Here is a 24,486-nt window from a genome sequence, read left to right as displayed (position 1 = left end):
TCAGCCCGTGCGATCACGATCAAACAAAGAACGTCATGCGACCTGTTCATTTTCTGAACACATAGGCGTAGGTTCCGACGGGTTCAGTTCGCGCAACGAAGCGAGTACCCCCCATGCAATATCTGGCCGAAGGGCTCCGGCTCCCCACGAACGGGCTCGATTACACAATCCTGGCGATCTACTTCGTCGTGGTGCTCGGCATCGGCTTCGCCGCCCGGGCCAGTGTGAAGACGAGTCTCGACTTCTTCCTGTCCGGACGGTCACTGCCCGCCTGGGTGACCGGTCTGGCCTTCGTCGCGGCGAATCTCGGGGCCACCGAGATCCTCGGCATGGCGGCGACCGGCGCGCAGTACGGCGTCGCGGTCGTCCACTGGTACTGGATCGGCGCCATCCCCGCCATGGTCTTCCTCGGCCTGGTGATGATGCCCTTCTACTACCGGTCGAAGGTCCGCTCCGTGCCGGAGTTCCTGCTCCAGCGCTTCGACAAATCGGCCCACCTGCTGAGCTCCATACTGTTCGCCTTCGCGGCGATCCTGATCGCGGGCGTGAACCTCTACGCTCTGTCGATCGTCGTGGAGGCGCTCCTCGGCTGGCCGCAGTGGGTCGCGATCGTCGTCGCGGGTCTCTTCGTCCTCGTCTACATCACCATCGGCGGGCTCTCCTCGGCGATCTACAACGAGGTGCTGCAGTTCTTCGTCATCCTCGCCGCGCTGATCCCGATCACCCTGCTGGGCCTCAAGCGCGTCGGCGGCTGGGACGGCCTGAGCGGCTCGCTGGAGAAGCAGCACGGCGCCGACTTCATGTCCGCCTGGGGCGGCACCGGCATCGGTGACGCCAACCCGCTCGGCGCCAACTGGCTGACGATCATCCTCGGCCTCGGCTTCGTGCTCTCCTTCGGCTACTGGACCACCAACTTCGCCGAGGTGCAGCGCGCCCTGTCCGCGAAGAACCTGTCGGCCGCCAAGCGCACCCCGCTGATCGCCGCCTTCCCGAAGATCTTCATCGTCTTCGCGGTGATGATCCCGGGTCTGGTCGCCGCCGTCGTCGTACCGAAGATCGGCACGCCCGGCTCGGACCTCACGTACAACGACGCCATCCCGCTACTGATGCAGGAACTCCTGCCCAACGGTGTGCTCGGCATCGCGGTGACCGGTCTGCTGGCCGCGTTCATGGCCGGCATGGCCGCCAACGTGTCGTCGTTCAACACGGTGTTCACCACGGACATCTGGCAGCGGTACGTCAAGAAGGACCAGCCGGACGCGTACTACCTGAAGTTCGGGCGGCTGATCACCGCGGTGGGTGTGCTGGCCTCGATCGGCACGGCGTTCATCGCCGCCAGCTTCTCCAACATCATGACGTACCTGCAGACGCTGTTCTCGTTCTTCAACGTCCCGATGTTCGTCGTCTTCATCATCGGCATGTTCTGGAAGCGCGCGTCGATGAAGTCCGGTGTCTGGGGCCTCGTCGCGGGCACCACGGCCGCGATGGTCAACTACTTCGTGATCTACAAGCAGGGCATCATCGACATCCCGTCCGACCAGGGCGCCAACTTCGTCTCCGCCATCGTCGGATTCGTCGCCGGCGCGGTCGTCATGGTCGCCGTCACCCTCTTCACCGCGCCCAAGCCGGAGGCCGAACTGGCCGGTCTGGTCTACGGGACGGAGGCCCCGGACGCCGAGGAGGTCCCGGAGGAGGGCGACAGCGCCTGGTACCGCAAGCCCGCCCTGCTCGGCTGGGGCGCCATGGTCCTCGCCGCTCTCTGCTACCTGCCCTACTCGCTCTGATCGGAGGCACTCACCATGTCCGACCTGCACAAGGAAGTCTCCGAGCTGGAGCAGAAGTCCGCGACCGCGGCCCGGTTGTTCGACATCCGGCGGATCATCGGCGGTCTCTTCGTGGTCTACGGAGTGATCGTCACCATCGCCGGGATCAACCCGTCCGACGCCGACCTGAAGAAGGCCGAGGGCGTCCACATCAACCTCTGGACCGGCCTGGCCATGCTGGTGCTCGGCCTCTTCTTCCTGATCTGGATGAAGCTGCGCCCGGCCCAGGTGCCGGAGGGGGCACCCGGTACGCCGGAGAGCTGACAGCGGCCCGCAGGGGCCGGACCGTCACGCGTTCACGCGAGACCGTCCGGCCCCTGCGGCGTTACCGGCGCGGCGCGGTCGAGCAGTCCCGTACGGGCCGCGAGTGCGGCGGCCTCCAGCCGGGAGCCGACGCCGAGCTTCATCAGGACCCGCTGCACATGGGTGCGGGCGGTGCTCGGCGCGATCCCCATGCCGGCCGCGATCAGCCGGGTGTCCTCGCCCTCGGCGACCCGCACCAGTACCTCGACCTCGCGCGGGGTCAGCATCCGCAGCAGCCGCTGGCCCTCGTCGTCGGGCTGGACCACCGGGTGCAGCAGCTCGGCGAACGCGCCGCGCAGCAGCTGCGGGGCGACCGCGACCTCTCCCGCGCGGGCCTTGACCATGGCGCGCTCGACGCCTTCCATGCGTTCGTCGTGGCGGACGTAGCCGGCCGCTCCCGCGGCGAAGGCGGCGGCGATCCCGCGCGGGCTCGGCACCGGGCCGAGCACCACCACCGCCACCTGCGGCCGCTCCCGCCCGATCCGGACGATCGGGTCGAACGCCCCCGGCTCGGCGGGCGTCGCGGTGCCGAACAGGCAGACCTCGGGCGCCCTGCTGACGACCAGTTCCGCGGACCCCGAGGTCGGCGCGGCTGCCGCGAGCACCCGGTGCCCGCGCAATTTCAGCGCCGAGGCGAGTGCCTCGGCGAGCAGACGGTGGTCATCGACCACCATGAGCCGCACGCCCATCGGAAAAGCCCCCATGTGTGCAGCGCACTACCGCTGCGTAACCCTGAACAGGCCCCCCGGCCCCTCTGACCCGGCAAGTTACACGCTTGTTCGACGCCGCGCGCCCTCTACCGGGCAGAAGCCCCCCAGAATGCCGAATTCTGAGTCATTCTGGGCTACTTGCCCGTCGGAAAACGATCGGCCCTGCCGGTCGGATGATCAACCGGCAGGGCCGTCACGTCCGGGCCCGGGGGCGGGCCGAGCGGGTCAGACGGTGCTGAAGGAGACGACGAGGTACTGCTTGTCGTCCAGCGTGCTGGACTTGCTGGGCTCGCTGACCATCTGCTCGGAGATGAACAGCCGGCCCTTCTCGTAGATGAACTCGGCGTAGTCCACGGAGAAGCTGGTCTCCGCCTCGCGCACCGACTCGTCGTCCGGGTTGACCATCAGCACGGTCTCCTCGAAGGTCGAGCCGTTGATGGAGACGATCTGGCCGCCCTTGTCGTACGGGGGCCTCTTGTACGCGATGACGTTGGAGCCGTCCATGCGCAGCGGGGTCAGCGTGTAGCGGTCGCCCGCGTCCGCCCTGCCGCCGACGAGCTTGCCGGTGGTGAGGTCGAAGGCGACGATCTCGTTGGTGTCGCCGTACTCGCCGCCGCCCTCGTGCTCCTCGGTCGGCACGTAGATCCGGTTGTTGCCGACGGCCAGGGAGGTGCACTCCTCGACCTCGGTGGAGCCGCAGTCCGCGGCGTACTTGTCGGCGTCGGCGGAGATCTTGACGATGAGCTTGCCGGTGGCCGCGTCGATGGAGAAGAAGTCCGAGATGCTGCTGCCGTCGCCCGCGGTGTCGCCGACGTCGGCCGCGACCACGAGCGGCTTGGTGGAGACGATGCTCGCGTACTCGACGCCGGCCGGCATGTTGTACGAGGAGAGCGGTGCGCCGGTGGTCGGGTTCAGCGCCTGGATGGTGAGCTGCGGGTCGTCGTAGCCACCGCACTTGCGGACGACCGCGAGGGCCTCGCCGCCGCCGTACCCCATGTCGTAGCAGTTGTTGGTGTCGGTCTTCGGCTTCCAGAGCTCGGCGCCGTCGGTGAGGTTGAAGGCGGCGCCGCCGCTGGTGCCGCCCGCGGCGACCGTGGTGCCGCTGAGCGTGACCTCGTTGAACCGGACGGGCTCGTCACCGCTGGACGTGGAGGTGACGGACTTGCTCCACAACAGCTTGCCGGTGGCGAGGTCGAGCGCGCCGATCTGGGTGCAGGAGGGGTACTTGTCCTTGGCGGTCGCCTTGCCCTCCTCGAAGGCGATGGCCGTCTTGTAGTCCTTGCTCATGTGCCGGGACGCGGCGCAGACCTGGCCGGCCAGCGGGATCGTCCAGAGCTTGGTGCCCTTGGCGATGTCGTAGCCGACGACCTCGTACACACCGGTCTTCACGTAGACCTTGTCGGTCACCCAGGAGCCGGAGACGGTGGTGGTGTCGGTGACCTTCGGGTGCGGAAGCTGGAAGCCGACCTTGGACTTGGTGTCGGCCGGGGCCTTCTCGGTGCCGCCGGCCAGGCCGTCGCCCGTGCCGCCCTTGCCCTCGCCGCCCTTGCCGCCGCCGTCGGGGCCGGCCGAGGACGCCTCTTCCTGCTTGCCGTCGTCGCTGGAGGCGTAGATGATGCCGCCGCCGACGATCAGCACCACCGCGACGACCGCGGCGACGATGATCTGCATCTGGGTGGTGAACTTCTTGCCGCCGCCGGGCTGGGGTGCGGCGTACTGCGGCTGCATCGGCGCGGTCGGGTAGCCGTACCCCTGCTGCGGGTACGTGCCGGGCCCTCCGGGCGGGGGCGCCTGCGGGAAGCCGTAGCCGGGCTGGGTCGGCGGCTGCCCGGGGGGCGGCGCCTGCGGGTAGCCGTACGCCGGGTTCTGCGGCGGCTGGCCGGGCGGCGGCGTCTGCGGTGCGCCGTAACCGCCACCGGGCGGGGGCGGGGGCGGGCTGCCGTACCCACCGGCGGGCGGGGTGGGCGGACTGCCGTACCCACCGGCCGGGGGCGGGGGCGGGCTGCCGTAACCACCGGCCGGCGGGGTGGGCGGTGCGGCCGGGGGCTGCTTGGCCAGCGGGTCGGCGGGCGGCGGGGTGGGCGCGCCGAAACCGCCGGGCGGCGGGTCCTGCGGGGCACCGAAACCGCCCTGGGGCGATTCGTTGGGCGGCTGGGGCGGCTGGGTCATGGCGTACGTACCTCTGCGGAGTCTGAGAAGAAGGGGCTGCGGTGGCCGTCGTCGGCCGTCACTTGCCGAAGGCCATCATGGTCGTCTGTTCCTTCTCCTCCTCGTCGTTGCTCGCGCTGACGCGGTCACTGACGACGAAGGAACGGCCGCCCGCGTAGACGGCCTTGGAGGAGAAGAAGTTCTCGATGCGGGTCGTCGAGTCCGGGTGCTGGAGCACGACCTCGGGTGCCCCTCCGGTGGGTGCGATCGTGGCGATCGCCCCGCCCTTGTCGTACGAGGGCTCCAGGTAGACCAGGACGTTGCCGCCCTCCATGCGCAGCGGCTTCATGGTGCGTTCGGCGGGAGCCGCGGACTTCCACTTGGTCTTGCCGGTGTTCAGGTCGAACGCGAGGACCTTGTTGGTGCGGCCGCTGCCGCTGGTGTCGTCCTCGGTCATCATGTAGAAGGTGTTGGCGTCGGCGGCGACACCGCTGCAGCCTTCGAGCTGCTGGCCGAAGACGGAGAAGTCGTGCCCGCAGTCGACGGCGGGGTTGTCCCCCTTGTCACTGACCAGCTGGGACCGGAGTGTCCCGTTCTCCTTGAGGGCGAGGATGCCCCACTTCTTCTCCTCGCGCTGGGTCAGCGAGACGACGAGAGGGCTCACCGAGTAGACCTTGTCGATCTCCCAGCCGCGCTTGGGCTGGTACGTCCACTTGGCCTTCCCGGTGGTCGGGTCGATCTCCTGGACCTGGTGCTGGGGGTTGTCCACGTCGTCGGTGCGGCAGCTGACCGCGGCGATCAGCTTGGGGCCGCCGGCGAAGGCGAACGGCTGGCAGTTGCCGGACGGCTTGCCGAACAGTTCCTTGCCGTCGCTGACCCGGTAGGCGTTGGAGTTGCTCGTACGGCCGACGGTCACGGTGTCGCCGCTGATCGCCAGGCCGATGTCGGACAGCATGTCCCAGGTGCCGTTCTTCTTGACGGCCTTCTTCCAGCCGGCCTTGCCGGTGTTGAGGTCGATCATCTGCAGGCTGGCGCAGTTGGCCTTGTCCGTGGTGCCGTCCTTGACGCCGATGACGATCTTTCCGTCGGCGGTGGCCGTCCCGGGTGCCGCGCACATGTCGGCGGGCAGGGGAAGCTTCCACTTCTCCTTGCCGTCGGTAACCGAGTAGCCCACGACGGAGCGGTACATGCCCTTGACGAGCGTGTCCCCGACGATCCACGGGCCGTACACGTCGGCGCCGTTGCGCGGCAGGTCGACGTCGTTCTTCGTCAGCCAGAGGACCTTCGCCTCGCCGTCCTTGCGGCCGGCGTTCAGGTCGTCGTTCGCCTCACGGCCGTCCCCCTTGCCGTCGCCCTGGTCGACGGTGGGCGAGGCGCTCGGGCCGGGGGCGCCGCTGCTGGACTCGGCGACGGGCTTCTTCTCCTCGTCGTCGCCGCTCAGGGCGAAGAAGACGCCACCGCCGACGACCAGGAGCACGGCGAGTGCCGCGCCGATGATGACGGCGGGCTTGCCCTTGAAGGGCCCGCCGCCCGGGCCGCCGGGTGCGGGGGCGCCGGGGTACTGCTGCTGCGGGTAGCCGTAACCGGGCTGCTGACCGTAGGGGCCGGGCTGCTGGGCGTACGGCCCGGAGGGTGCGCCGTAGGGGCCGGGCTGCTGGGCGTACGGGCCGGGCGCCTGCTGTCCGGGTGCCTGCGGGTAGCCGTAGCCGGGCTGCGCCCCGGGGGCCTGCGGATAGCCGTAGCCGGGCTGGGTCGGCGGCTGCGTCTGCGGCGCGCCCGGGGGCGGCGTCTGCGGGGGCGCGGGCGGCATCTGCGGCGGGGTCGCCGGGGGTGACGGCGGTGCGGCCGGCGGCGGTGACTGCGGCTGGGGCGGCTGAGGCGTGCTCTGCGGATCCTGCGGAGCCCCGAAGCCCCCCTGCGGCGGTTGCTGGCTGGGCGGCTGGGTCATCAGCACGTCCCCCTTCGTGCGGTCCGGTGCCCGGTCCGGTCTCCCCCGCGATTCCGCTGGGTTCAGAGGATCAGGTGCAAGAAATCTCTGAATTCCCCCCGGAAAGGAGCGAATCGGGCATGGCTTCCGCGGCGTTACGACAGTCGAGCGGGGCTTCTTTGTACCACCCGCACCACACCCGGCACCGGACGGTCCACCCCCTGTTCCCAAGGGAGAACCGGGCCGTGATGCCGCCGTTACGCGCCTGTCCCGGGCGCCCCCGGCCGCCGTATCCGATGCTCCGTCAACTGTGCTCAGGAGGGGCGGCCTTCACAGGATCCTCGCGGATGCGCCCTCGGACCCGCCCTCATTCACCGAAGACCAGCAGCGCGGTCGCCGCCATCTCCTCCGCGTCGTCGTCCGAGCCGAGCCGGGTCGCCAGCAGTACGGAACGGCCTTCCGCGTAGGCGACGTCCGGTTCGTAGAGGGAGCTCTCGGTCCTGCTCGCCGACGCCGGGTGCTTCAGCACGGTCCTGAGCGCTCCGCCGGTCGGCGCGAGCGTGGCGATCGCGCCCGGCTTGCGGTAGGTCGCCTGGACGTGGACGAGGACGTCCGTGCCTTCCATCCGCAGCGGCCAGATCAGTTGGTGGGCGGGGGCGGCGGCCTTCCAGACGGTCCTGCCGGTGGAGAGGTCGAAGGCGACGATCTTGTTGGTGTCCCGCTCCCCCTCGCTGTCGGCCTTCGGCTCGGTCGACAGGTAGACCCGGCCGCTGTCGGCCGTGACACCGGCGCAGCCGTCGAGGTTGCCGCCCTCCGCCACGGAGTTCTCGTCGCACCGTACGGCGTAGTCCTCGTCCCCTCCGGTCAGCTGGGAGCGGTAGGTGCCGTTCTCGTTCAGGACGGCGATGGCCCACTTGCCCTCCTGCTTGATCGAGATGACGGGCGGGCTCACCGAGTAGACGTGATCGACCCGCCAGCCGGGCTTCAGCCGGTACGTCCACTTCGGCGCACCGGTGGTGGGGTCGGCCTCCTGCACCTCTTCCTGGACGGAATCCTCGGACTGCGTCCGGCAGCTGACGGCTCCGATCATCCGGGCGCCGCTGGTGTAGGCGTACGGCCTGCAGTCGCCCTCGCGCTTGCCGAAGAGCTCCTTGCCGTCGGCGATCCGGAAGGCCGAGGTGTAGCCGCTGCGGCCGAAGGTCACCGTGCCGCCGTTGACGGACATGGCGACGTGGGACATCAGGGCGTCCGTATCCCCGAGCGGGACCGTCTTCTTCCAGCCCGCCTTGCCGGTGCGCAGGTCGATCATCTGGAGGACGGAGCACTCCGCCGTGTCCTCCGAGACGTCGTCATCGAGGGCGACGACGATCTTCCCGTCCTCGGTCGGCAGGGTGGGTGCCGCGCAGAGGTCGGTGGGGAGGGGCAGGGACCACCGCTCGGTGCCGTCGGCCGCCGCGTAACCGGTGACCTTGCGGTACATGCCCTTGGCGACGATGTCCCCGGCGAGCCAGGAGCCGTGGGCGTCCGCGCCGTACGCGGGCAGGTCGACGCCGTTCTCCGCGAGCCACGCGACCTTCGCCTCGCCCGGCTTCCGCCCGGCGTTCAGCTCGGCCGCGGTCGGCCCGGTGACGGTCTTGTCCTTCCGGGGCGGGGAGCTGGGTTCCGCGGCGCCGTCGCTCTCCCCGGCGACGGGCTTCCCCGTACCGCCCCCGTCGTCGCCCGTGGCCAGCCACACACCGCCGCCGGCCAGCAGCAGCACGGCGAGCACGGCGCCGACGACCACGCCGGTCCGGCCCTTGAGTCGCCCACCGCCGCGTGGCCCCGGCGGCGGGCCGCCCTGCGCCGTGACGGTGGGCGGCTGCGGCGGAAACCCGTGGCCCGCGTGCTGCTGTCCGTACGGGCCGGGCTGTCCGTACGGGCCGGGCTGGGCGTACGGGCCGGGCTGGGCGTACGGGTTGGGCTGCATGGCGCCCGGCTGCCCGTACGGGCCCGGCTGCCGGGCGTACGGTCCCGGCTGGTGCGGCGGGTATCCGTACCCGGGTGCCGGCTGGGGCGCCCCCGGCGGCGGGTCGTACGCGGCCCCGAAGCTTCCCTCGGGCGGCTGCGGGCCGGGCGGCTGGGTCATCAGCACGTCCCCCTTCGTGTGGTCCGGTGCCCGGCGTTCACACGGCCGGGAGAAGTTTCTTTGCGTCGTGCGTCGTGCGCCGCGCGACGGACGGACCGAGCGCTCACTCGCCGAAGGCGAGCATCGTCTTCGTGCTCATCTCGGCCTCGTCGTCCTCGGCGGTGCCGACCAGCGGCAGGGTGAGGAGGGAACGGCCGTCCTCGTAGTCGACCTCGGCGGCGGTCATGCCCGCCTCGATGGCGGCCGTCGACGCCGGATGGGTGAGCAGCGTCCGCGGCTCGCCGCCGGTGGGTGCGAGCGCGGCGATCTCGCCGCCCCGCGACGTGGTGGCGGCCACGTGGACGAGCAGCTTCCCGCCGTCCACACGCATCGGTTCCATCCTCCGCCCGAGCGGGGCGTCGGCAGCCCACTTCTGCCGACCGGTATCGAGGTCGAACGCGACGACCCGGTTGTCGATGTCGAACTCGACGTGCTTCCTCTTGGTCGAGATGTAGAAGGTGTCGTCGTCCGCGGCGACGCCCTCGCAGTCGTCCCTGTTCCGGGAGACGACCAGGTAGCCGCCGCACCTCACCTCGTAGTCGGCGAACCCGAGGTCGACGTCCCGGGTACCCAGGTCGATCCCGGAACGGTACGTGCCGTCGTCCCGCAGGGCGACGAGCCGCCACGCGTCGTCCTTCCCCATCGCCACCACCAAGGGGCTGACCGAGTAGACCTGTTCGACGGACCAGCCCTGCTCGACGGCGTACCGCCAGGTCAGTTTCCCGGACGCGGGGTCGAATTCCTGGACCTCGTGGCCCTCCGCGCAGTTCGCGAGGGCCACCATTCGGGGCCCGCTCACGAAGGAGTAGGACTGGCAGTCGCGCGGCTCTGCGGCGAACAGCTCCTGTCCGTCCTCCGCCCGGTAGGTGTGGACCTGTCCGGGGCGCGCGAACGTCACCGTGGCGCCGTTCGCCGCCATGGCGGGCCGCCGCTGGATGTCGGGGTTGTTCGGCATGGACTTCGTCCAGCCCGTCTTCCCGGTCCGCAGGTCGATCATCTGCATGACGGAGCAGTCCGCACCGGTGTCGGCCTCCTCCGCCTCGGTCACGACGATGATCTTGCCGTCCGTCGTGGGCAGGGTCGGCGCTCCGCAGATGTCCTGTGGCAGCCGCACGCTCCACCGCACCGCACCGTCGGACATCGAGTAGCCCGACACGGTGCGGTAGAAGGCCTTGGCGACGATGTCGCCGGCCCTCCACGGCCCGTACACGCCCATGGCCCGCGCCGGGAGGTCGACGCCCAGGCTCTGGACCCAGCGGACCTTCGCCTCGCCCTGCTCCCGGAGACCGTCGAGCCGCGTCGCCAGTTCCGCGTCGCTCTCGCCGTCGCTCTTCCCGTCGCCCTGGCCGGCCGTGGGCGCGGGTCCCGCGGCGGGCTTCCCGCCGTCGTCGTCACCGCCCAGGGCGAGCCGGACACCGCCGCCGACGACCAGGACCAGGGCGAGCACGGCGCCGACGATCACGCCGGTCCTGCCCCTGAAGCGGCCACCGCCGCCGGGGCCGGCCGGTCCGATGCCACCGGGCGGCTGCGACGGGGGGCCGTAACTCCCCTGTGCCGGCGGCCCGTACGGGCCGGGGTGCGAGGCGTACGGGGGCGGCCGGTAGCCGTGTCCGGGGGCGCCGGGCGGCGGGTCGTACGGTGCGCCGAAGCCTTCCTGCGGTTGCGGGCCGGCAGGCTGAGTCATCGGCGGAGTCCCCCTCGTACGGTCCTGGTCCCGCGGGGTCACGCCAACCCGGGCGGGCCTACTTTCTACCACCCGCCCGGGTGCGGTCCCCGTGCCGGACCGGGACCATCCGTCAGGCGTCCTCGGCCAGTTCGAGCCAGCGCATCTCCAACACGTCCCGCTCCGCGACCAGTTCGCGCAGCTCGGCGTCGAGCGTGGCGACCTTCTCGAAGTCGGTGGCGTTGTCGGCGATCTGCGCGTGCAGGGCCGTCTCCCTGGTCGACATCTTGTCGAGCTGCCGCTCGACCTTCTGGAGCTCCTTCTTCGCGGCGCGTGCCGCCTGCGGCGAGACGGTCTCGGCCGGCGCGGCCTTCGGCGCGGAGGACCCGGCGGCGGAGGCGGGCGTCGCCGTCTCCTCCATGCGCTGCCTGCGCTCGATGTACTCGTCGATGCCGCGCGGCAGCATCCGCAGCGCGTGGTCGCCGAGGAGCGCCATCACCTTGTCGGTGGTCCGCTCGATGAAGAACCGGTCGTGGGAGATCACGATCATCGATCCGGGCCAGCCGTCGAGGAGGTCCTCCAGCTGGGTCAGCGTCTCGATGTCCAGGTCGTTGGTGGGCTCGTCGAGGAAGAGGACGTTGGGCTCGTCCATCAGCAGCCGCAGGATCTGCAGCCGCCGCCGCTCACCACCGGAGAGGTCGCCGACGGGGGTCCACTGCTTCTCCTTGGCGAAGCCGAACTGCTCGCAGAGCTGCCCGGCCGTCATCTCACGGCCCTTGCCGAGGTCGACCCGGTCGCGCACCTGCTGGACGGCTTCGAGCACCCTCAGGTTCTTGTCGAGCTCCGCGACCTCCTGGGAGAGGTAGGCGAGCTTGACCGTCTTGCCGACGACGATCTTCCCGGCGGCCGGCTGTACGTCGCCCTGGCTGCGGGACGCCTCGGCGAGGGCGCGCAGCAGCGAGGTCTTGCCCGCGCCGTTGACCCCGACCAGGCCGATGCGGTCACCGGGGCCGAGCTGCCAGGTGAGGTGGGTGAGCAGTGTCTTGGGACCGGCCTGGACGGTCACGTCCTCCAGGTCGAAGACGGTCTTGCCGAGCCGGGCGTTGGCGAACTTCATCAGCTCGCTGGTGTCGCGCGGGGGCGGCACGTCGGCGATCAGCTCGTTGGCGGCCTCGATGCGGTAGCGCGGCTTGGAGGTGCGCGCGGGGGCGCCCCGGCGCAGCCAGGCCAGCTCCTTGCGCATCAGGTTCTGCCGCTTGGACTCCTCGGTCGCGGCGATCCGCTCCCGCTCGGCCCGGGCGAACACGTAGTCGCTGTAGCCGCCCTCGTACTCGTGGACGGTGCCCCGCTGGACGTCCCACATGCGGGTGCAGACCTGGTCCAGGAACCACCGGTCGTGGGTCACGCAGACGAGCGCGGAGCGCCGGGCCCGCAGATGGCCGGCCAGCCAGGAGATGCCCTCGACGTCGAGGTGGTTGGTGGGCTCGTCCAGGACGATCAGGTCCTGCTCGGCGATGAGCAGCTTCGCCAGTGCGATGCGGCGGCGCTCACCCCCGGAGAGCGGGGCGATGACGGTGTCGAGGCCGTGCTCGAAGCCGGGGAGGGCGAGGCCGCCGAAGAGCCCGGTCAGCACGTCGCGGATCTTGGCGCTGCCCGCCCACTCGTGGTCCTCGAGGTCGCCGATGACCTCGTGCCGGATGGTGGCCTGCGGGTCCAGCGAGTCGTGCTGGGTGAGGACGCCGAGGCGCAGCCCGCCGTTGTGGGTGACGCGGCCGGTGTCCGCCTCCTCCAGCTTGGCGAGCATCCGGATGAGCGTCGTCTTGCCGTCGCCGTTGCGGCCGACGACGCCGATCCGGTCGCCCTCGGACACCCCGAGGGATACACCGTCGAGCAGGGCACGGGTGCCGTACACCTTGCTGACCTGCTCGACATTGACCAGATTGACGGCCATTTCACTCCTGCGTCGGGGATCCCTGCGTCGGGGACCGCTCGGCGTACCAGGGTAGTCGCCACGCGGGGTGCGATAGCGTGCGGCGATCGATCATGGGGAGAAACCCCAGGTCGGGGCGGTTCGGAACATCTTCGGGGTGGGGACTTCATGATGCGTGGTGCGGTACGGGCTCTGATTCCGGCGGCTGTGGCGGCGGTGGCGCTGGCCGGCTGTTCGCCGTCGTCCGGCGGCGGCGCCGGTGGTCAGGACCCGGGGAAGAACGGGGACAGCGCCCCCTCCGAGGCCGCCGGGAGCGCCGCGGCGGCGAAGGGCGTCACGCTCGGTGGCGCGGGCTCGGCCTGCGAGCTGCCGGTGACGTTCGACCTGGCGGCGGACTGGAAGCCGCAGGCGGTGACGGTGGAGCCGGGTTCCGATCTGGCCGCGCTGGGCGAGCAGGGCCCGGTCACGATGGTCTGCGAGGTCGACGCGAAGCCGGCGGGGAACATCGGCTACCTCCGGGTGTGGCAGGGCAAGCCGTCCGACGACACCCCCCGCGCGGTGCTCGAGGCCTTCGTGAAGGCCGACCCGAACGCGGGCGAGGCCACGTACACCGAGGCCGAGGCGGGTCCGCTGCCCGCCGCCGAGGTCGGCTACACCGTGAGCGGAGAGCTGCTGGACGAGCCGAAGACCGAGCGCGCCTTCGCGGTCGCGACCCCCGACGGCCCGGTCGTGGTGCACCTGGGCGGGCTGGACTCCCAGGAGCACCGGGAGATGCTGCCGGCGTACGAGCTGGCGAGGAAGACGCTGAAGCCGGGCAGCCCGTAGGGGGCCGTCCCCCGCGGCAGCCCGCGGGGGAGCCGTCCCGCGCGGTCAGACGACCGTGGCGCCCGCCGCGGGGGACGCCGCCACGCGTGCTTCGCGGCAGGTGCCCGAGGCCAGCAGGGCGTCGGCCACCTTGCGGGCGGACTCCTCGTCGGCGGTCAGGAACGCCGTGGTCGGTCCGGAGCCGGAGACCAGCGCGGCCAGCGCCCCGGCGGCGGTGCCCGCGGCGAGGGTGTCGGCCAGGGCGGGGCGCAGGGAGAGCGCGGCGGTCTGGAGGTCGTTGCCGAGGGCGTCCGCGAGCGCGGTGGCGTCCCCCTTGCGCAGGGCGGTCAGGAGGGCCGGCGAGGCGGCCGGCTCCGGTACGTGCGTGCCGGCGGTGAGCCGGTCGAACTCTCCGTACACCGCGGGGGTGGAGAGCCCGCCGTCGGCGACGGCGAAGACCCAGTGGAAGGTGCCGCCGACCTCGACGGGGGTCAGCTGCTCACCGCGGCCGGTCCCGAGGGCGGCCCCGCCGACCAGGCTGAACGGCACGTCGCTGCCCAGCTCGGCGCAGATCTCCAGGAGTTCCTCCCGGGTGGCGCCGGTGCCCCACAGGGCGTCGCAGGCCAGCAGGGCGGCGGCGCCGTCGGCGCTGCCGCCTGCCATGCCGCCGGCGACGGGGATGTCCTTGGCGATGTGGAGGTGGACGTCGGGGGCGATGCCGTGCCGGGCGGCCAGCGCGATCGCGGCGCGGGCCGCGAGGTTCGTGGTGTCCAGCGGGACCTGGCCGGCGTCCGGCCCCGAGCAGGTGACGCGCAGGGTCCCGGCGGGGGTGACGGTGACCTCGTCGTACAGGCCGACGGCGAGGAACACGTTGGCCAGGTCGTGGAAGCCGTCGGGGCGGGCGGCGCCCACCGCGAGCTGCACGTTGACCTTGGCGGGGACGCGGACGGTGACGCTCTGGGTCATGCGGAGGGCTCCGGCTTGTTCTCGGCGATGGCGGCGAACTCCTCGACGGTCAGGGCCTCGCCGCGCGCCTGCGGCGAGATCCCCGCGGCGGTCAGGGCGGCCTCGGCGGCCGGGGCGGAACCCGCCCAGCCGGCCAGGGCCGCGCGGAGCGTCTTGCGGCGCTGGGCGAAGGCGGCGTCCACGACGGCGAAGACCTCGGTCCTGCTCGCGGTCGTACGGATCGGCTCCGTGCGCCGGGCCAGGGACACCAGACCCGAGTCGACGTTGGGCGCGGGCCAGAACACCGTGCGGCCGATGGATCCGGCGCGCTTGACCTCGGCGTACCAGTTGGCCTTGACCGACGGCACTCCGTACACCTTGTTGCCGGGGCGGGCGGCGAGCCGGTCGGCGACCTCGGCCTGCACCATGACGAGCGTCCGCTCGATGGTGGGGAAGCGCTCCAGCATGGTGAGCAGCACCGGCACGGCCACGTTGTACGGCAGGTTGGCGACGAGCGCGGTGGGCGCCGGGCCGGGCAGCTCCGTGACCAGCATCGCGTCGGAGTGGACCAGGGCGAAGCGGTCGGCGCGCTCCGGCAGCCGGGCGGCGACGGTGGCGGGCAGGGCGCCCGCGAGCACGTCGTCGATCTCCACGGCGACGACCCGGTCGGCCGCCTCCAGCAGGGCCAGGGTCAGCGAGCCCAGGCCGGGCCCGACCTCCACCACCACGTCGTCGGGCCGCACCTCGGCGGTCCGTACGATCCTGCGGACCGTGTTGGCGTCGATGACGAAGTTCTGACCGCGCTGCTTGGTGGGGCGTACGCCCAGCGCTGCGGCCAGCTCGCGGATGTCTGCGGGGCCCAGGAGGGCGTCGGGCTCTGTGGTGCTCACCCGTAAAGCCTACGGCCGGAGCCAGGGCGCTCCGCCCGGCACGGGGCCGAAGCCGCGCCTCTCGCGGAGGACGACGACCTCGTCGCCGTCGTCGAGCCCGGTGGCCGGGGCGGGGGCGACGGTGTCACGGGCGCCGACCGTGACGCCCTCGGCCTCCAGGAGCTCCCCGACGTCGTCGGCGAAGGTGTGCAGGGTGCGGGACGTCCCGTCGACGCTGACGCGGACGGCCTTGTCCTGGGCGAGGAACGCGACGGTGCCGCCGGCCAGCACGGCGACGACCAGGGCGCGCGGGACGAGCCGCCGCAGGCTCTCCGGGGCGACCCGGTGCCGCCGGGCCGCCCGGTGCCCGGCGGGTTCCTTGCGGTGGGACGCCTGCCGGGGCCGGGGCACCAGCGGGGTGTCCAGCACCGTGGGGTCGTGGACGGGCAGGGGGCCGGGCCACGGCCCGGCGACGATCGTCCGCTCCTCGTGGAGGGAGCGGAGCGGCAGGGGCGGCGGGGCGGGGGGCCGTACCGGTGCCCGCCTCGTACGCCGACCGCCGCGCGCCGCGCGGTGACTGCCCTGCGAATGGCCCACGACGCTCCCGACGCTCCGGCCTGCCGACCCCGTTGCGCGGGCACGATAGCCGAGCCCCCATAACCGTACAAAGTTGTACGATTACCCCATGTGTCGGCGGGAGCGTCCTCCCGTCCCTCAGAAGTCGAACGCCCGCGCGGTGTTGTCGTAGACGGCCGCGGCCAGGGTGTCCTCGTCGGTGCCCCGCACCTCGGCCATGGCACGCAGCGTGACCGGGATCAGATAGGGCGCGTTGGGCCGTCCCCGGTACGGGGCGGGGGTGAGGAAGGGGGCGTCCGTCTCGACGAGCACCAGCTCGGCGGGGGCGACGGCCAGCGCGTCGCGCAGCGGCTGCGCGTTCTTGAAGGTGACGTTGCCCGCGAAGGACATGAAGTACCCGGCGGCCGCGCAGATCCGGGCCATGTCGGCGTCGCCGGAGTAGCAGTGGAAGACGGTCCGCTCCGGCGCGCCGGCGTCGGCGAGGATGCGCAGGACGTCCGCGTGGGCGTCCCGGTCGTGGATGACCAGGGCCTTGCCGTGCCGCTTGGCGATCTCGATGTGGGCCCGGAAGGACTCCTCCTGGGCGGCCGCGCCCTCGGGGCCCGTACGGAAGTGGTCGAGGCCGGTCTCGCCGACGGCGCGTACGTGCGCGAGGGCGGCCAGCGCGTCGATCTCGGCGAGCGCCTCGTCGAGTGCCGCCCTCCCGCCCGGCTCCCGGGCCCCCTGGCGGGAGGTGCCCTCCGGGTCGCCGTGCACGATGCGGGGCGCCTCGTTGGGGTGCAGGGCGACGGAGGCGTGGACGGACGGGTGCGCGGCGGCGGTCTCGGCGGCCCAGTGCGAGCCCTTCACGTCGCAGCCCACCTGGACGACGGCGGTCACGTTGACGGCCGCGGCCCGGGCCAGGCCCTCCTCGACGGTTCCGTCCTGCATGTCCAGATGGGTGTGGGAATCGGCGACCGGAACCCTGAGGGGTTCGGGGAGCGGCGGGGCGTCGGTACGGCTCATGCCCCCGACTCTACGAGGGCATGAGCCCCCTCTCTCACCGCCGGTGGAAGGGGCGCAGCAGATCGGACAGCTGCCAGTGGCGTTCCGCCGGGCCGGCCGCGGGGACCGCGGTGGCCACGGACATCTCCTCGGGGGACTCGTGGCCGTCGGCCTCGGTCCGTCGCGGCCTGAGCAGCTGCTGGACGGTGGAGACCCGGCCGGCGCGCATGATCCGCACCACGTCCCCACCGCAGTTCGCGCAGGCCGGGGTGGACAGCGGCGAGGGCACGCGCTCCCCGTCGGCCGTGTAGACCACGAACGCGTTGCCCGAGCTGTCGACGTGGTGCTGTATCTCGTAGGCCTGCTCCCAGCCGTACCCACACCTCATGCAGGCGAAGGCGTACGCCTCGTGCACGGTGGTTGCTGCGATCTCACTCATGCCTGCTCCTCTTGTCCGTCGGACAAGCACTCCGGACAAGCACTCCGGATGGTGCGTTCCACCCTCAAGTGGACGCCTTCGCCGACACCGGCGCACGAGGTCTGCCGAGTGTTGGAACGCTTTTGGCCGATCCGTGGCCCAGGGGCCCGGTACGCGGCTCGGGCTTTACATTTCAGGTTAGTCCTTTGCCCTGGTCCTGGCCGGTCCGAGCCGCGTTCTTTGCCGCCACCACCGCATCGAACACCTCGCGCTTGGGCAGCCCCGCGTCGGCGGCGACCGCCGCGATGGCCTCCTTGCGCCGCTCCCCCGCCTCCTCGCGCACCTGCACCCTGCGCACCAGCTCGGCGGCGTCCGGTGCGTCGCCTCCGGAGTCGGTGGCGCCCTCGACCACGACGGTGATCTCGCCCCGCACGCCCTCGGCCGCCCAGGCGGCCAGTTCGCCGAGCGGGCCGCGCTTCACCTCCTCGTACGTCTTGGTCAGCTCACGGCAGACGGCGGCCCTGCGGTCCGCGCCGAACACCTCGGCCATCGCGGCCAGGGTGTCGTCCAGCCGGTGCGGGGCCTCGAAGAAGACCATCGTGCGGCGCTCGCCGGCGACCTCACGGAGCTTCCCGAGCCGCTCGCCCGCCTTGCGCGGCAGGAAGCCCTCGAAGCAGAAGCGGTCCACCGGCAGGGCGGACAGGGCCAGCGCGGTCAGCACCGCCGACGGCCCCGGTACGGCGGTGACCTTGATGTCCTGCTCCACGGCTGCGGCGACCAGCCGGTAGCCGGGGTCGGAGACGGACGGCATCCCGGCGTCGGTGACGAGCAGGACGCGGGCGCCGGCGGCCAGGGCCTCGACGAGTTCGGGCGTACGCGCCGACTCGTTGCCCTCGAAGTAGGACACGACACGCCCCGTCGTGTGGATGCCCAGCGCCTGGGTGAGCCGGCGCAGCCGCCGGGTGTCCTCGGCGGCCACCACATCGGCCGTCTCCAGCTCGGCGGCGAGCCGTGGCGGGGCGTCCGCCACGTCGCCGATGGGGGTCCCTGCGAGTACGAGCGTTCCAGTCGTTCCAGTCACATCGGCCATCCTCCCAGCCCGGGCGGCACCACTCGCACAGATGCGTTCCCTACGATGGCGCGGTGACGAGTACTGCGCCCGAAGCCCAGCAGGGCAACGACGCCGGGGATCACACCGGCGACCAGCCGCCTTCCTGGCAGCAGCGGCTGCGCCGCTTCGGCCATTCCCCACGGCCGGAGACGGGGCTGCGCGAGCGCCTGGACCCGCCCTACGCGGCCCCGGGCCGCCAGTTCTGGAGCGTGCTCGCGGTGCCTCCCGGCCTGGCCGACCGCCTGGTGCGCTGGTCCGCCTGGGGCGGGCCGCTGCTGGTGGCCCTGGTCGCCGGTGTGCTGCGGTTCTGGAACCTGGGCAGCCCGAAGGCGGTGATATTCGACGAGACGTACTACGCCAAGGACGCCTGGGCCCTGGTCAACCAGGGGTACGAGGGTTCCTGGCCCAAGGACGTCGACAAGCTGATCCTGAAGGACCCGTCCTCCGTGGACATCCCGGTGGACCCGGGTTACGTCGTCCATCCCCCGGTCGGCAAGTGGATCATCGGGTTCGGGGAGCAGCTCTTCGGGTTCACCCCGTTCGGCTGGCGCTTCATGGTGGCGCTGCTCGGCACCCTCTCGGTCCTGATGCTGTGCCGCATCGGCCGGCGCCTGTTCCGCTCGACGTTCCTGGGCTGTCTCGCGGGCACCCTGCTGGCCGTGGACGGCCTGCACTTCGTGATGAGCCGCACCGCGCTGCTCGACCTGGTGCTGATGTTCTTCGTGCTCGCGGCCTTCGGCTGCCTCCTCATCGACCGCGACTGGTCCCGCCGCAGACTGGCGGCCGCGCTCCCGGTCGACGAGGAGGGGCTGCTGCGCCCGGACGTCCATGTCGCCGAAACGCTCCGCCTGGGATGGCGCCCGTGGCGGATCACGGCCGGTCTGATGCTCGGGCTGGCGTTCGCGACGAAGTGGAACGGGCTCTACATCCTGGCCGCGTTCGGGGTGATGGCGGTGCTCTGGGACGTCGGCGCGCGGCGTACGGCGGGCGCCGTGCAGCCGTACCGGGCCGTGGTCCTCAGGGACCTGCTGCCCGCGTTCGTCTCCACGGTGCCGGTCGCGATCGGCACGTACCTCGTCTCGTGGACCGGCTGGATCGTCACGGACAAGGGCTACTACCGGAACTGGGCGGCCACCGAGGGCAAGGGCGGCAGCTGGACCTGGCTGCCGGACTGGCTGCGCAGTCTGTGGCACTACGAGAACCAGGTCTACGAGTTCCACGTCGGTCTGACCTCCGGCCACACCTACCAGTCCAATCCGTGGAGCTGGATCGTGCTGGGCCGCCCCGTCTCGTACTTCTACGAGGAGAAGTCGGGCTGCCTGGAGTCCTCGACCAACAAGTGCGCCCGCGAGGTCCTGGCGCTGGGCACCCCGCTGCTCTGGTGGGCGGCGTGCGTGGCGCTGCTGTACGTGCTGTGGCGCTGGTTCTTCCGCCGCGACTGGCGGGCGGGCGCGATCGCGTGCGGGGTGGCGGCCGGCTGGGTGCCCTGGTTCTTCTACCAGGAGCGCACGATCTTCCTCTTCTACGCGGTCGTGTTCGTGCCGTTCCTCTGCCTGGCGGTCACGATGATGATCGGAGCGCTCCTGGGCCCGGCGGCCGGCACGGGCGCCCGGCACCGCCTCGGCTTGGACGGCGCCGATCCCACGGGTGAGCGCAGACGGACGCTGGGCGCGATCGCGGCGGGCGTGCTGGTGCTGCTGATCGTCTGGAACTTCGTCTACTTCTGGCCGCTGTACACGGGCACGTCGATCCCGGAGGACTCCTGGCGCGACCGGATGTGGCTGGACACCTGGGTGTGACCGAGCCGACCGCGGCCACCCGGCCCCGCAACCGCAGGCAGCTCATCGTCGAGGCCGCCGGACGGGTCTTCAGCGAGCACGGGTACCACGCGGCGTCCATGGAGAAGATCGCCGCCGGGGTGGGGATCACCGCGGCGGCGCTCTACCGGCACTTCCCGAACAAGTACGCGCTGTTCGCGGAGTGCGCCGACGTCACGGCGGGCCGGCTCGTCGCCGCGCTCGACGAGGTGCCGTCCGGCGCGGAGCTGCCGGACGTGTTCGCGGCCCTCACCCGGGTCACCGTCGCGCACCGCGCGTCCGGCGGTGTGTACCGGTGGGAGGCCCGGTACCTCGAACGTGAGGACCGCCGGCGCCTCATGGTGAGGTTCGGGCACATCGTGGGGCGGGTCGACGAGGCGGTGCAGCGGGCGTACCCGCGCCCCGACAGGCGCCTGCGGGCCGTGGCGGCCCTCGGCGCGATCGGTTCCATCACGATGCATCACACCTCGATCGCCCAACGACGGGCCGAGGAACTGCTGTCGGCGGCCGCGCTGCGTGTCGCCGCGACCGGTCCCGCGGCGGCCCGGAGGGGCGGGCCGCGCCCCGTCGAGCTGCCCGCCCAGCCGGTGCCGCGCACCCGGCGCGCGGAGATCCTGGCCGCCGCGGTCCCGCTGTTCGCACGGGACGGCTTCGCCAGCGTCACCAACGGGCAGATCGCGCGGGCGGTGGGGCTGGCCCCGTCCGCGCTCTACCGCCACTACTCCGGCAAGGTCGACATCCTGGCGGCGGCGTGTCTCCAGGCGGCCGGGCTCCTGGCGCAGGGCGTCGACCGGAGCCTCCAGGAGGTGGCCGGCCCGCACGAGGCCGTCGAGGCGCTGGCGGCGACGTACGTGGCCTACAGCTTCGAGCACACCGCGCTCAACAGCGTCGCCGAGGCCGAGCTCGCCGGTCTCCCGGCCGGCCTGCGGCGGCCCCTGGTCCTCGCCCAGCGCGAGCACATCGCCGTCTGGGAGCAGCAGTTGCGGCTGGCCCGTCCGGAGCTGGACCCGCGTCAGGCCCGGGTGCTGGTGCACGCGGCGTTCGGGGTGGCGGTCGAGGCCGGCCGCGGGCTGCGGTGGCAGGACGGCCACGGCCACCGTGACGCCGTGACCGCCCTGGTCGTGGGTGCGCTGGGCCTCAGCCGGCCCTGTTCCCGGTCGGGATCGTGATCGGGGTGGTCTGCCCGGAGGAGCCCTTGTTGAGGAACAGCATGGCCAGGGCGCGTATGAACTGGTCGAACATGTAGAAGGTTCCGGGCATGACGGGCGACAGGCCCTCACGGAACAGGATGAACGCCGGCCAGGCGGTGCGGACCAGGCCCGCCGACACGTAGTCGCGTTTCAGTCCCAGCCAGTCGCCGACCTCGTCGCTGAGCACGTAGCGCACGAACTCGTTCAGGAACCCGCGGGTGACACCGAGGTCGATCTGCGCGGTCAGGCCGAGCAGTTCCTCGGCCAGCTCGATGCCCTCGGTCGACGGGGTGAGGATCGGGGTGAGGACCTGCGCCGACTGCTTCTCGGCGGCCGCCCAGGTCTTGGGGATGTGCTCGTACGGAACACCGAGCAGGTGGACGGCGACCTGCCAGGAGTGCAGGAAGGCCTCCTGGTCCGCCGCCGGGTACGGGATCCTCCAGTCGAGCAGCTTCCTGTGGACGTAGGTGCCCAGGCTGTGGAAGGTGACCAGGATGTCGGCGGCGCTGATCGGGATGGTCTCGTCGGCCACGGCCCGCCAGTGCGGCGACTGCGGCAGCAGGTGACGGACCGCCGCGTGCACCACGCGCGTCTTGTTGGCGGTGACGACGAACTGCCCCGACGGCTCGAAGGCCTTCAGCTGGGCCAGGTCGTAGCCGAAGGTGAACGTCTTGGCCGCGCGGTCCTGCATCTGGGCGCCGCCCGCTGACCAGTAGACGCTCTTGGCCTCGCGCGGGATCACGGTGCTCATGATCCCGCTGCCGAGGCCGTACAGCATGAAGAGGTACGTGTCCCGGCGCCGGTTGAAGTCGGCGGCGCGGGCCAGCTTGGCGGGGTCGGCCCAGGAGGGCAGCTTGTTGACCTGCCCCAGGTAGGCGGCGAACCCGGCCGGGAGCCCGCCGGGCAGCGGGTCGTCGTTGTTCACCCAGGACGCCCACGCGGTGTTGATCGCGGGTACGTGGCCCTCGGTCAGCATCGAGACCATCAGGGGGTCCGCCGCCTCGTCCCAGATCCACTCCGGGCCGGTCCCCGCGGCGGCTTCCGTCACCGGGCCCGTGGCCGCCCAGGCCCGGGCGGGGTTCCCGGCGCCTACGAGGCCGAGTGCCACACCGAGCGACAGAATGCTTCGCCTGTTGGGATTCTGCATTTACTTACCCACTTCCATGACGGACCAGGTGACCCTACGGGCCGTACCTGGCTTGCGAGTTGCATTACCACCGCGTTTCCGATCATGCTGAAAGATGTGATTCCTCATTAACATAGCGAGGCGCACCACTGCGGGCAACGGTGCGGACGGGGCCCGTGCGCGGGCGGAAAGCGGACACCTGGCGGAAAGCGCTCTCCCGGAGCGCATAGCAGTCCGGTAACAACCCGCTCGGGAACCCCTCCCATCCCGTAAGGTGCCGAGGGAAGGCCCCACTTGAACGTGTTCAACCGGGGCTCCTGGGGAGGGGGACTGCACAGATGCGCAGTGGAGCGAAGGTCGCCGTCATCGGCGGAGTGTTCGTGCTGGTGGCCGGGGGACTCGGCTACGGCGCCTACGAGGTGGTGCTGGGAGGCGGCGGGTCCGGGGGGACCGAGACCGCGTCCGCGTCCTCCGAGGTGAGGACCGGGCCGCCGGACGAGAAGGAGATCGAGGAGACCGCCAAGGGCTTCCTCACGGCGTGGGCGTCCGGCGACGGTCCGGGCGCGGCGCTGCTGACGAACAACGAGTCCGGCGCGGAGCCGTTGCTGACGGGCTTCGCCGAGGAGGCCCACGTCACGAAGGCGGTGATCACACCGGGCCCCGCCGTCGGCGCGAAGGTGCCGTACACCGTGAAGGCCACGGTCTCCTACGAGGGGAGGACCAAGCCCTGGTCGTACTCCTCCGAGCTGACCGTGGTGCGCGGTCTGACCACCGGCAAGGCCCTCGTCGACTGGCAGCCCACGGTGATCCATCCCGAGCTCACCGAGGGCGCGTCGCTCAGAACCGGGGAGTCGTCCACGGCGGCGATCGAGGCCGTGGACCACGACGGCAAGGTGCTGGACAAGGAGACGTACCCGTCGCTGGGGCCGATCCTGGACACCCTGCGCGAGAAGTACGGCGACAGCACCGGCGGTTCCCCGGGCATCGAGACCTGGATCGAGCCCGCCGACGAGCAGCTGCCGAACACCACGCTGCTGACGCTCGCCAAGGGCAAGCCCGGCAAGCTGCGGACCACGCTGGACGCGGGCGCCCAGGCGGCGGCGGAGAAGGCGGTCAAGCAGTTCAGCGGGGCGTCGGTGGTCGCCGTGAAGCCGTCCACCGGTGCGATCCGCGCGGTGGCCAACAACCCGGCCACCGGCTTCAACGCGGCGATGCAGGGCACCCAGGCGCCCGGCTCGACGCTGAAGATCGTGACCGCGGCGATGCTCCTGGAGAAGGGCCTCGTCACGGCGGGCGGCGCCACGGAGTGCCCCAAGGACGTGCTCTACGAAGGCCGTACGTTCCACAACCTGGCCCACTTCGATCTGCCCCCGTCCAGCAGCTTCACCACCAGCTTCGCCCGCTCGTGCAACACCGCCTTCATCAAGCTGATCGATGACACCGAGGACGACGCGGCGCTGCCCAAGGAGGCCCGTGACGTCTTCGGGATCGGCCTCGACTGGAAGACCGGCATCACCTCCTTCGACGGCAAGGTGCCCGAGGAGACCGGTGGTGAGGCGGCGGCCCAGTACATAGGCCAGGGCACCGTCCAGATGAACGCCCTCAACATCGCGTCCATCACGGCGACCGCCCGCACCGGCACGTTCCACCAGCCCGTGATCGTCCCGCAGTCCCTCGACGGCCGGCAGCTCGCCACCGCGTCGCGCTCGCTCTCCGGGAACGTCACCCAGCAGCTGAACGACATGATGCGGGCCACCGCCTCCTGGGGCACCGGCCAGGCGGCCATGGCCTCGGTCGGCGGTGACAAGGGCGCCAAGACGGGCTCGGCCGAGGTCGACGGACAAGGCACGTCCAACAGCTGGTTCACCGGTTTCAGCGACGACCTCGCGGCGGCGGCGGTCGTCCAGTCCGGCGGCCACGGCGGCGACGCGGCCGGCCCGGTGGTGGCGGCGGTGCTGCGCGCCGGGTCCTGAGCGGC

The 24,486-nt window shown here is 71.7% G+C and carries 19 protein-coding genes; 6 read left to right on the top strand and 13 right to left on the bottom strand.

Annotation, left to right across the window (positions count from 1 at the left end):
* Window positions 1-113: 113 nt before the first annotated feature.
* Entirely contained in the window at window positions 114-1,784 is a 1,671-nt protein-coding gene (locus tag ACZ607_RS30820; RefSeq protein ID WP_469740158.1) for a sodium:solute symporter family protein, read from the top strand.
* A 15-nt stretch (window positions 1,785-1,799) separates the two neighbouring features.
* Complete coding sequence (locus ACZ607_RS30815; protein WP_099177330.1) at window positions 1,800-2,087, top strand: hypothetical protein; 288 nt, start codon at window positions 1,800-1,802, stop codon at window positions 2,085-2,087.
* A gap of 32 nt (window positions 2,088-2,119) precedes the next feature.
* Here the strand turns inward: ACZ607_RS30815 and ACZ607_RS30810 are convergent, their stop codons facing one another.
* The 6 genes from ACZ607_RS30810 to ACZ607_RS30785 form a co-directional block, all read right to left on the bottom strand.
* The gene (locus ACZ607_RS30810; RefSeq protein ID WP_469740447.1) at window positions 2,120-2,815 is read right to left on the bottom strand and encodes a helix-turn-helix transcriptional regulator; all 696 of its coding nucleotides are present in this window, start codon (window positions 2,813-2,815) and stop codon (window positions 2,120-2,122) included.
* Between the two features lie 246 nt (window positions 2,816-3,061).
* Window positions 3,062-5,005: an outer membrane protein assembly factor BamB family protein gene (locus tag ACZ607_RS30805; protein ID WP_469740155.1), complete on the bottom strand. Its 1,944-nt coding sequence runs from the start codon at window positions 5,003-5,005 to the stop codon at window positions 3,062-3,064.
* A 58-nt stretch (window positions 5,006-5,063) separates the two neighbouring features.
* Window positions 5,064-6,932, bottom strand: coding sequence for an outer membrane protein assembly factor BamB family protein (locus ACZ607_RS30800; RefSeq protein ID WP_469740153.1), 1,869 nt, complete (start codon window positions 6,930-6,932; stop codon window positions 5,064-5,066).
* A gap of 346 nt (window positions 6,933-7,278) precedes the next feature.
* Window positions 7,279-9,036 carry an outer membrane protein assembly factor BamB family protein gene (locus tag ACZ607_RS30795; RefSeq protein WP_469740150.1) on the bottom strand — a complete coding sequence of 586 codons (1,758 nt, stop codon included), beginning with the start codon at window positions 9,034-9,036 and terminating at the stop codon, window positions 7,279-7,281.
* 103 nt (window positions 9,037-9,139) lie between these two features.
* Window positions 9,140-10,759 carry an outer membrane protein assembly factor BamB family protein gene (locus ACZ607_RS30790; RefSeq protein WP_469740148.1) on the bottom strand — a complete coding sequence of 540 codons (1,620 nt, stop codon included), beginning with the start codon at window positions 10,757-10,759 and terminating at the stop codon, window positions 9,140-9,142.
* 112 nt (window positions 10,760-10,871) lie between these two features.
* Entirely contained in the window at window positions 10,872-12,689 is a 1,818-nt protein-coding gene (locus tag ACZ607_RS30785) for an ABC-F family ATP-binding cassette domain-containing protein (protein ID WP_469740145.1), read from the bottom strand.
* A gap of 147 nt (window positions 12,690-12,836) precedes the next feature.
* On the opposite strand from ACZ607_RS30785, the gene ACZ607_RS30780 reads away from it, so the two are divergent.
* Window positions 12,837-13,493, top strand: coding sequence for a lipoprotein (locus tag ACZ607_RS30780; RefSeq protein ID WP_469740143.1), 657 nt, complete (start codon window positions 12,837-12,839; stop codon window positions 13,491-13,493).
* A gap of 45 nt (window positions 13,494-13,538) precedes the next feature.
* Here the strand turns inward: ACZ607_RS30780 and ACZ607_RS30775 are convergent, their stop codons facing one another.
* The 6 genes from ACZ607_RS30775 to rsmI form a co-directional block, all read right to left on the bottom strand.
* On the bottom strand, window positions 13,539-14,438 hold the full coding sequence (locus tag ACZ607_RS30775) for a 4-(cytidine 5'-diphospho)-2-C-methyl-D-erythritol kinase (RefSeq protein WP_469740141.1): 900 nt from the start codon (window positions 14,436-14,438) through the stop codon (window positions 13,539-13,541).
* On the bottom strand, window positions 14,435-15,307 hold the full coding sequence (rsmA, locus tag ACZ607_RS30770) for a 16S rRNA (adenine(1518)-N(6)/adenine(1519)-N(6))-dimethyltransferase RsmA (RefSeq protein WP_469740138.1): 873 nt from the start codon (window positions 15,305-15,307) through the stop codon (window positions 14,435-14,437). The genes ACZ607_RS30775 and rsmA overlap by 4 nt, the downstream gene beginning before the upstream one ends.
* A gap of 9 nt (window positions 15,308-15,316) precedes the next feature.
* Complete coding sequence (locus ACZ607_RS30765) at window positions 15,317-15,883, bottom strand: ubiquitin-like domain-containing protein (protein ID WP_469740136.1); 567 nt, start codon at window positions 15,881-15,883, stop codon at window positions 15,317-15,319.
* A gap of 117 nt (window positions 15,884-16,000) precedes the next feature.
* Entirely contained in the window at window positions 16,001-16,867 is an 867-nt protein-coding gene (locus ACZ607_RS30760) for a TatD family hydrolase (protein ID WP_469740134.1), read from the bottom strand.
* Between the two features lie 34 nt (window positions 16,868-16,901).
* Window positions 16,902-17,285, bottom strand: coding sequence for a hypothetical protein (locus tag ACZ607_RS30755; RefSeq protein WP_469740132.1), 384 nt, complete (start codon window positions 17,283-17,285; stop codon window positions 16,902-16,904).
* A 172-nt stretch (window positions 17,286-17,457) separates the two neighbouring features.
* A complete protein-coding gene (gene rsmI / locus ACZ607_RS30750) occupies window positions 17,458-18,354 on the bottom strand; it encodes a 16S rRNA (cytidine(1402)-2'-O)-methyltransferase (protein ID WP_469740130.1) in 897 nt (298 codons plus the stop codon).
* A gap of 53 nt (window positions 18,355-18,407) precedes the next feature.
* Here rsmI and ACZ607_RS30745 point away from each other — a divergent pair, with 53 nt between their 5' ends.
* Together ACZ607_RS30745 and ACZ607_RS30740 are read left to right on the top strand one after the other, a co-directional pair.
* On the top strand, window positions 18,408-20,174 hold the full coding sequence (locus tag ACZ607_RS30745) for a dolichyl-phosphate-mannose--protein mannosyltransferase (protein ID WP_469740128.1): 1,767 nt from the start codon (window positions 18,408-18,410) through the stop codon (window positions 20,172-20,174).
* A complete protein-coding gene (locus ACZ607_RS30740; RefSeq protein ID WP_469740126.1) occupies window positions 20,171-21,361 on the top strand; it encodes a TetR/AcrR family transcriptional regulator in 1,191 nt (396 codons plus the stop codon). The genes ACZ607_RS30745 and ACZ607_RS30740 overlap by 4 nt, the downstream gene beginning before the upstream one ends.
* Here ACZ607_RS30740 and ACZ607_RS30735 read toward each other — a convergent pair.
* Window positions 21,330-22,529 (bottom strand): oxygenase MpaB family protein, encoded by a 1,200-nt coding sequence (locus ACZ607_RS30735; protein ID WP_469740124.1) that lies wholly within the window; start codon window positions 22,527-22,529, stop codon window positions 21,330-21,332. The two genes, ACZ607_RS30740 and ACZ607_RS30735, sit on opposite strands and share 32 nt — an antisense overlap.
* A gap of 317 nt (window positions 22,530-22,846) precedes the next feature.
* Between ACZ607_RS30735 and ACZ607_RS30730 the strand changes: the two genes are divergently transcribed.
* Window positions 22,847-24,481 (top strand): penicillin-binding transpeptidase domain-containing protein, encoded by a 1,635-nt coding sequence (locus tag ACZ607_RS30730; RefSeq protein ID WP_469740122.1) that lies wholly within the window; start codon window positions 22,847-22,849, stop codon window positions 24,479-24,481.
* The last annotated feature ends 5 nt before the right edge of the window (window positions 24,482-24,486 follow it).

The organism is Streptomyces sp. NPDC104381 (assembly GCF_055583745.1).
The sequence above is the reverse complement of the archived record's forward strand: the minus strand, read 5'-3'. Positions and strand labels throughout refer to the sequence as shown.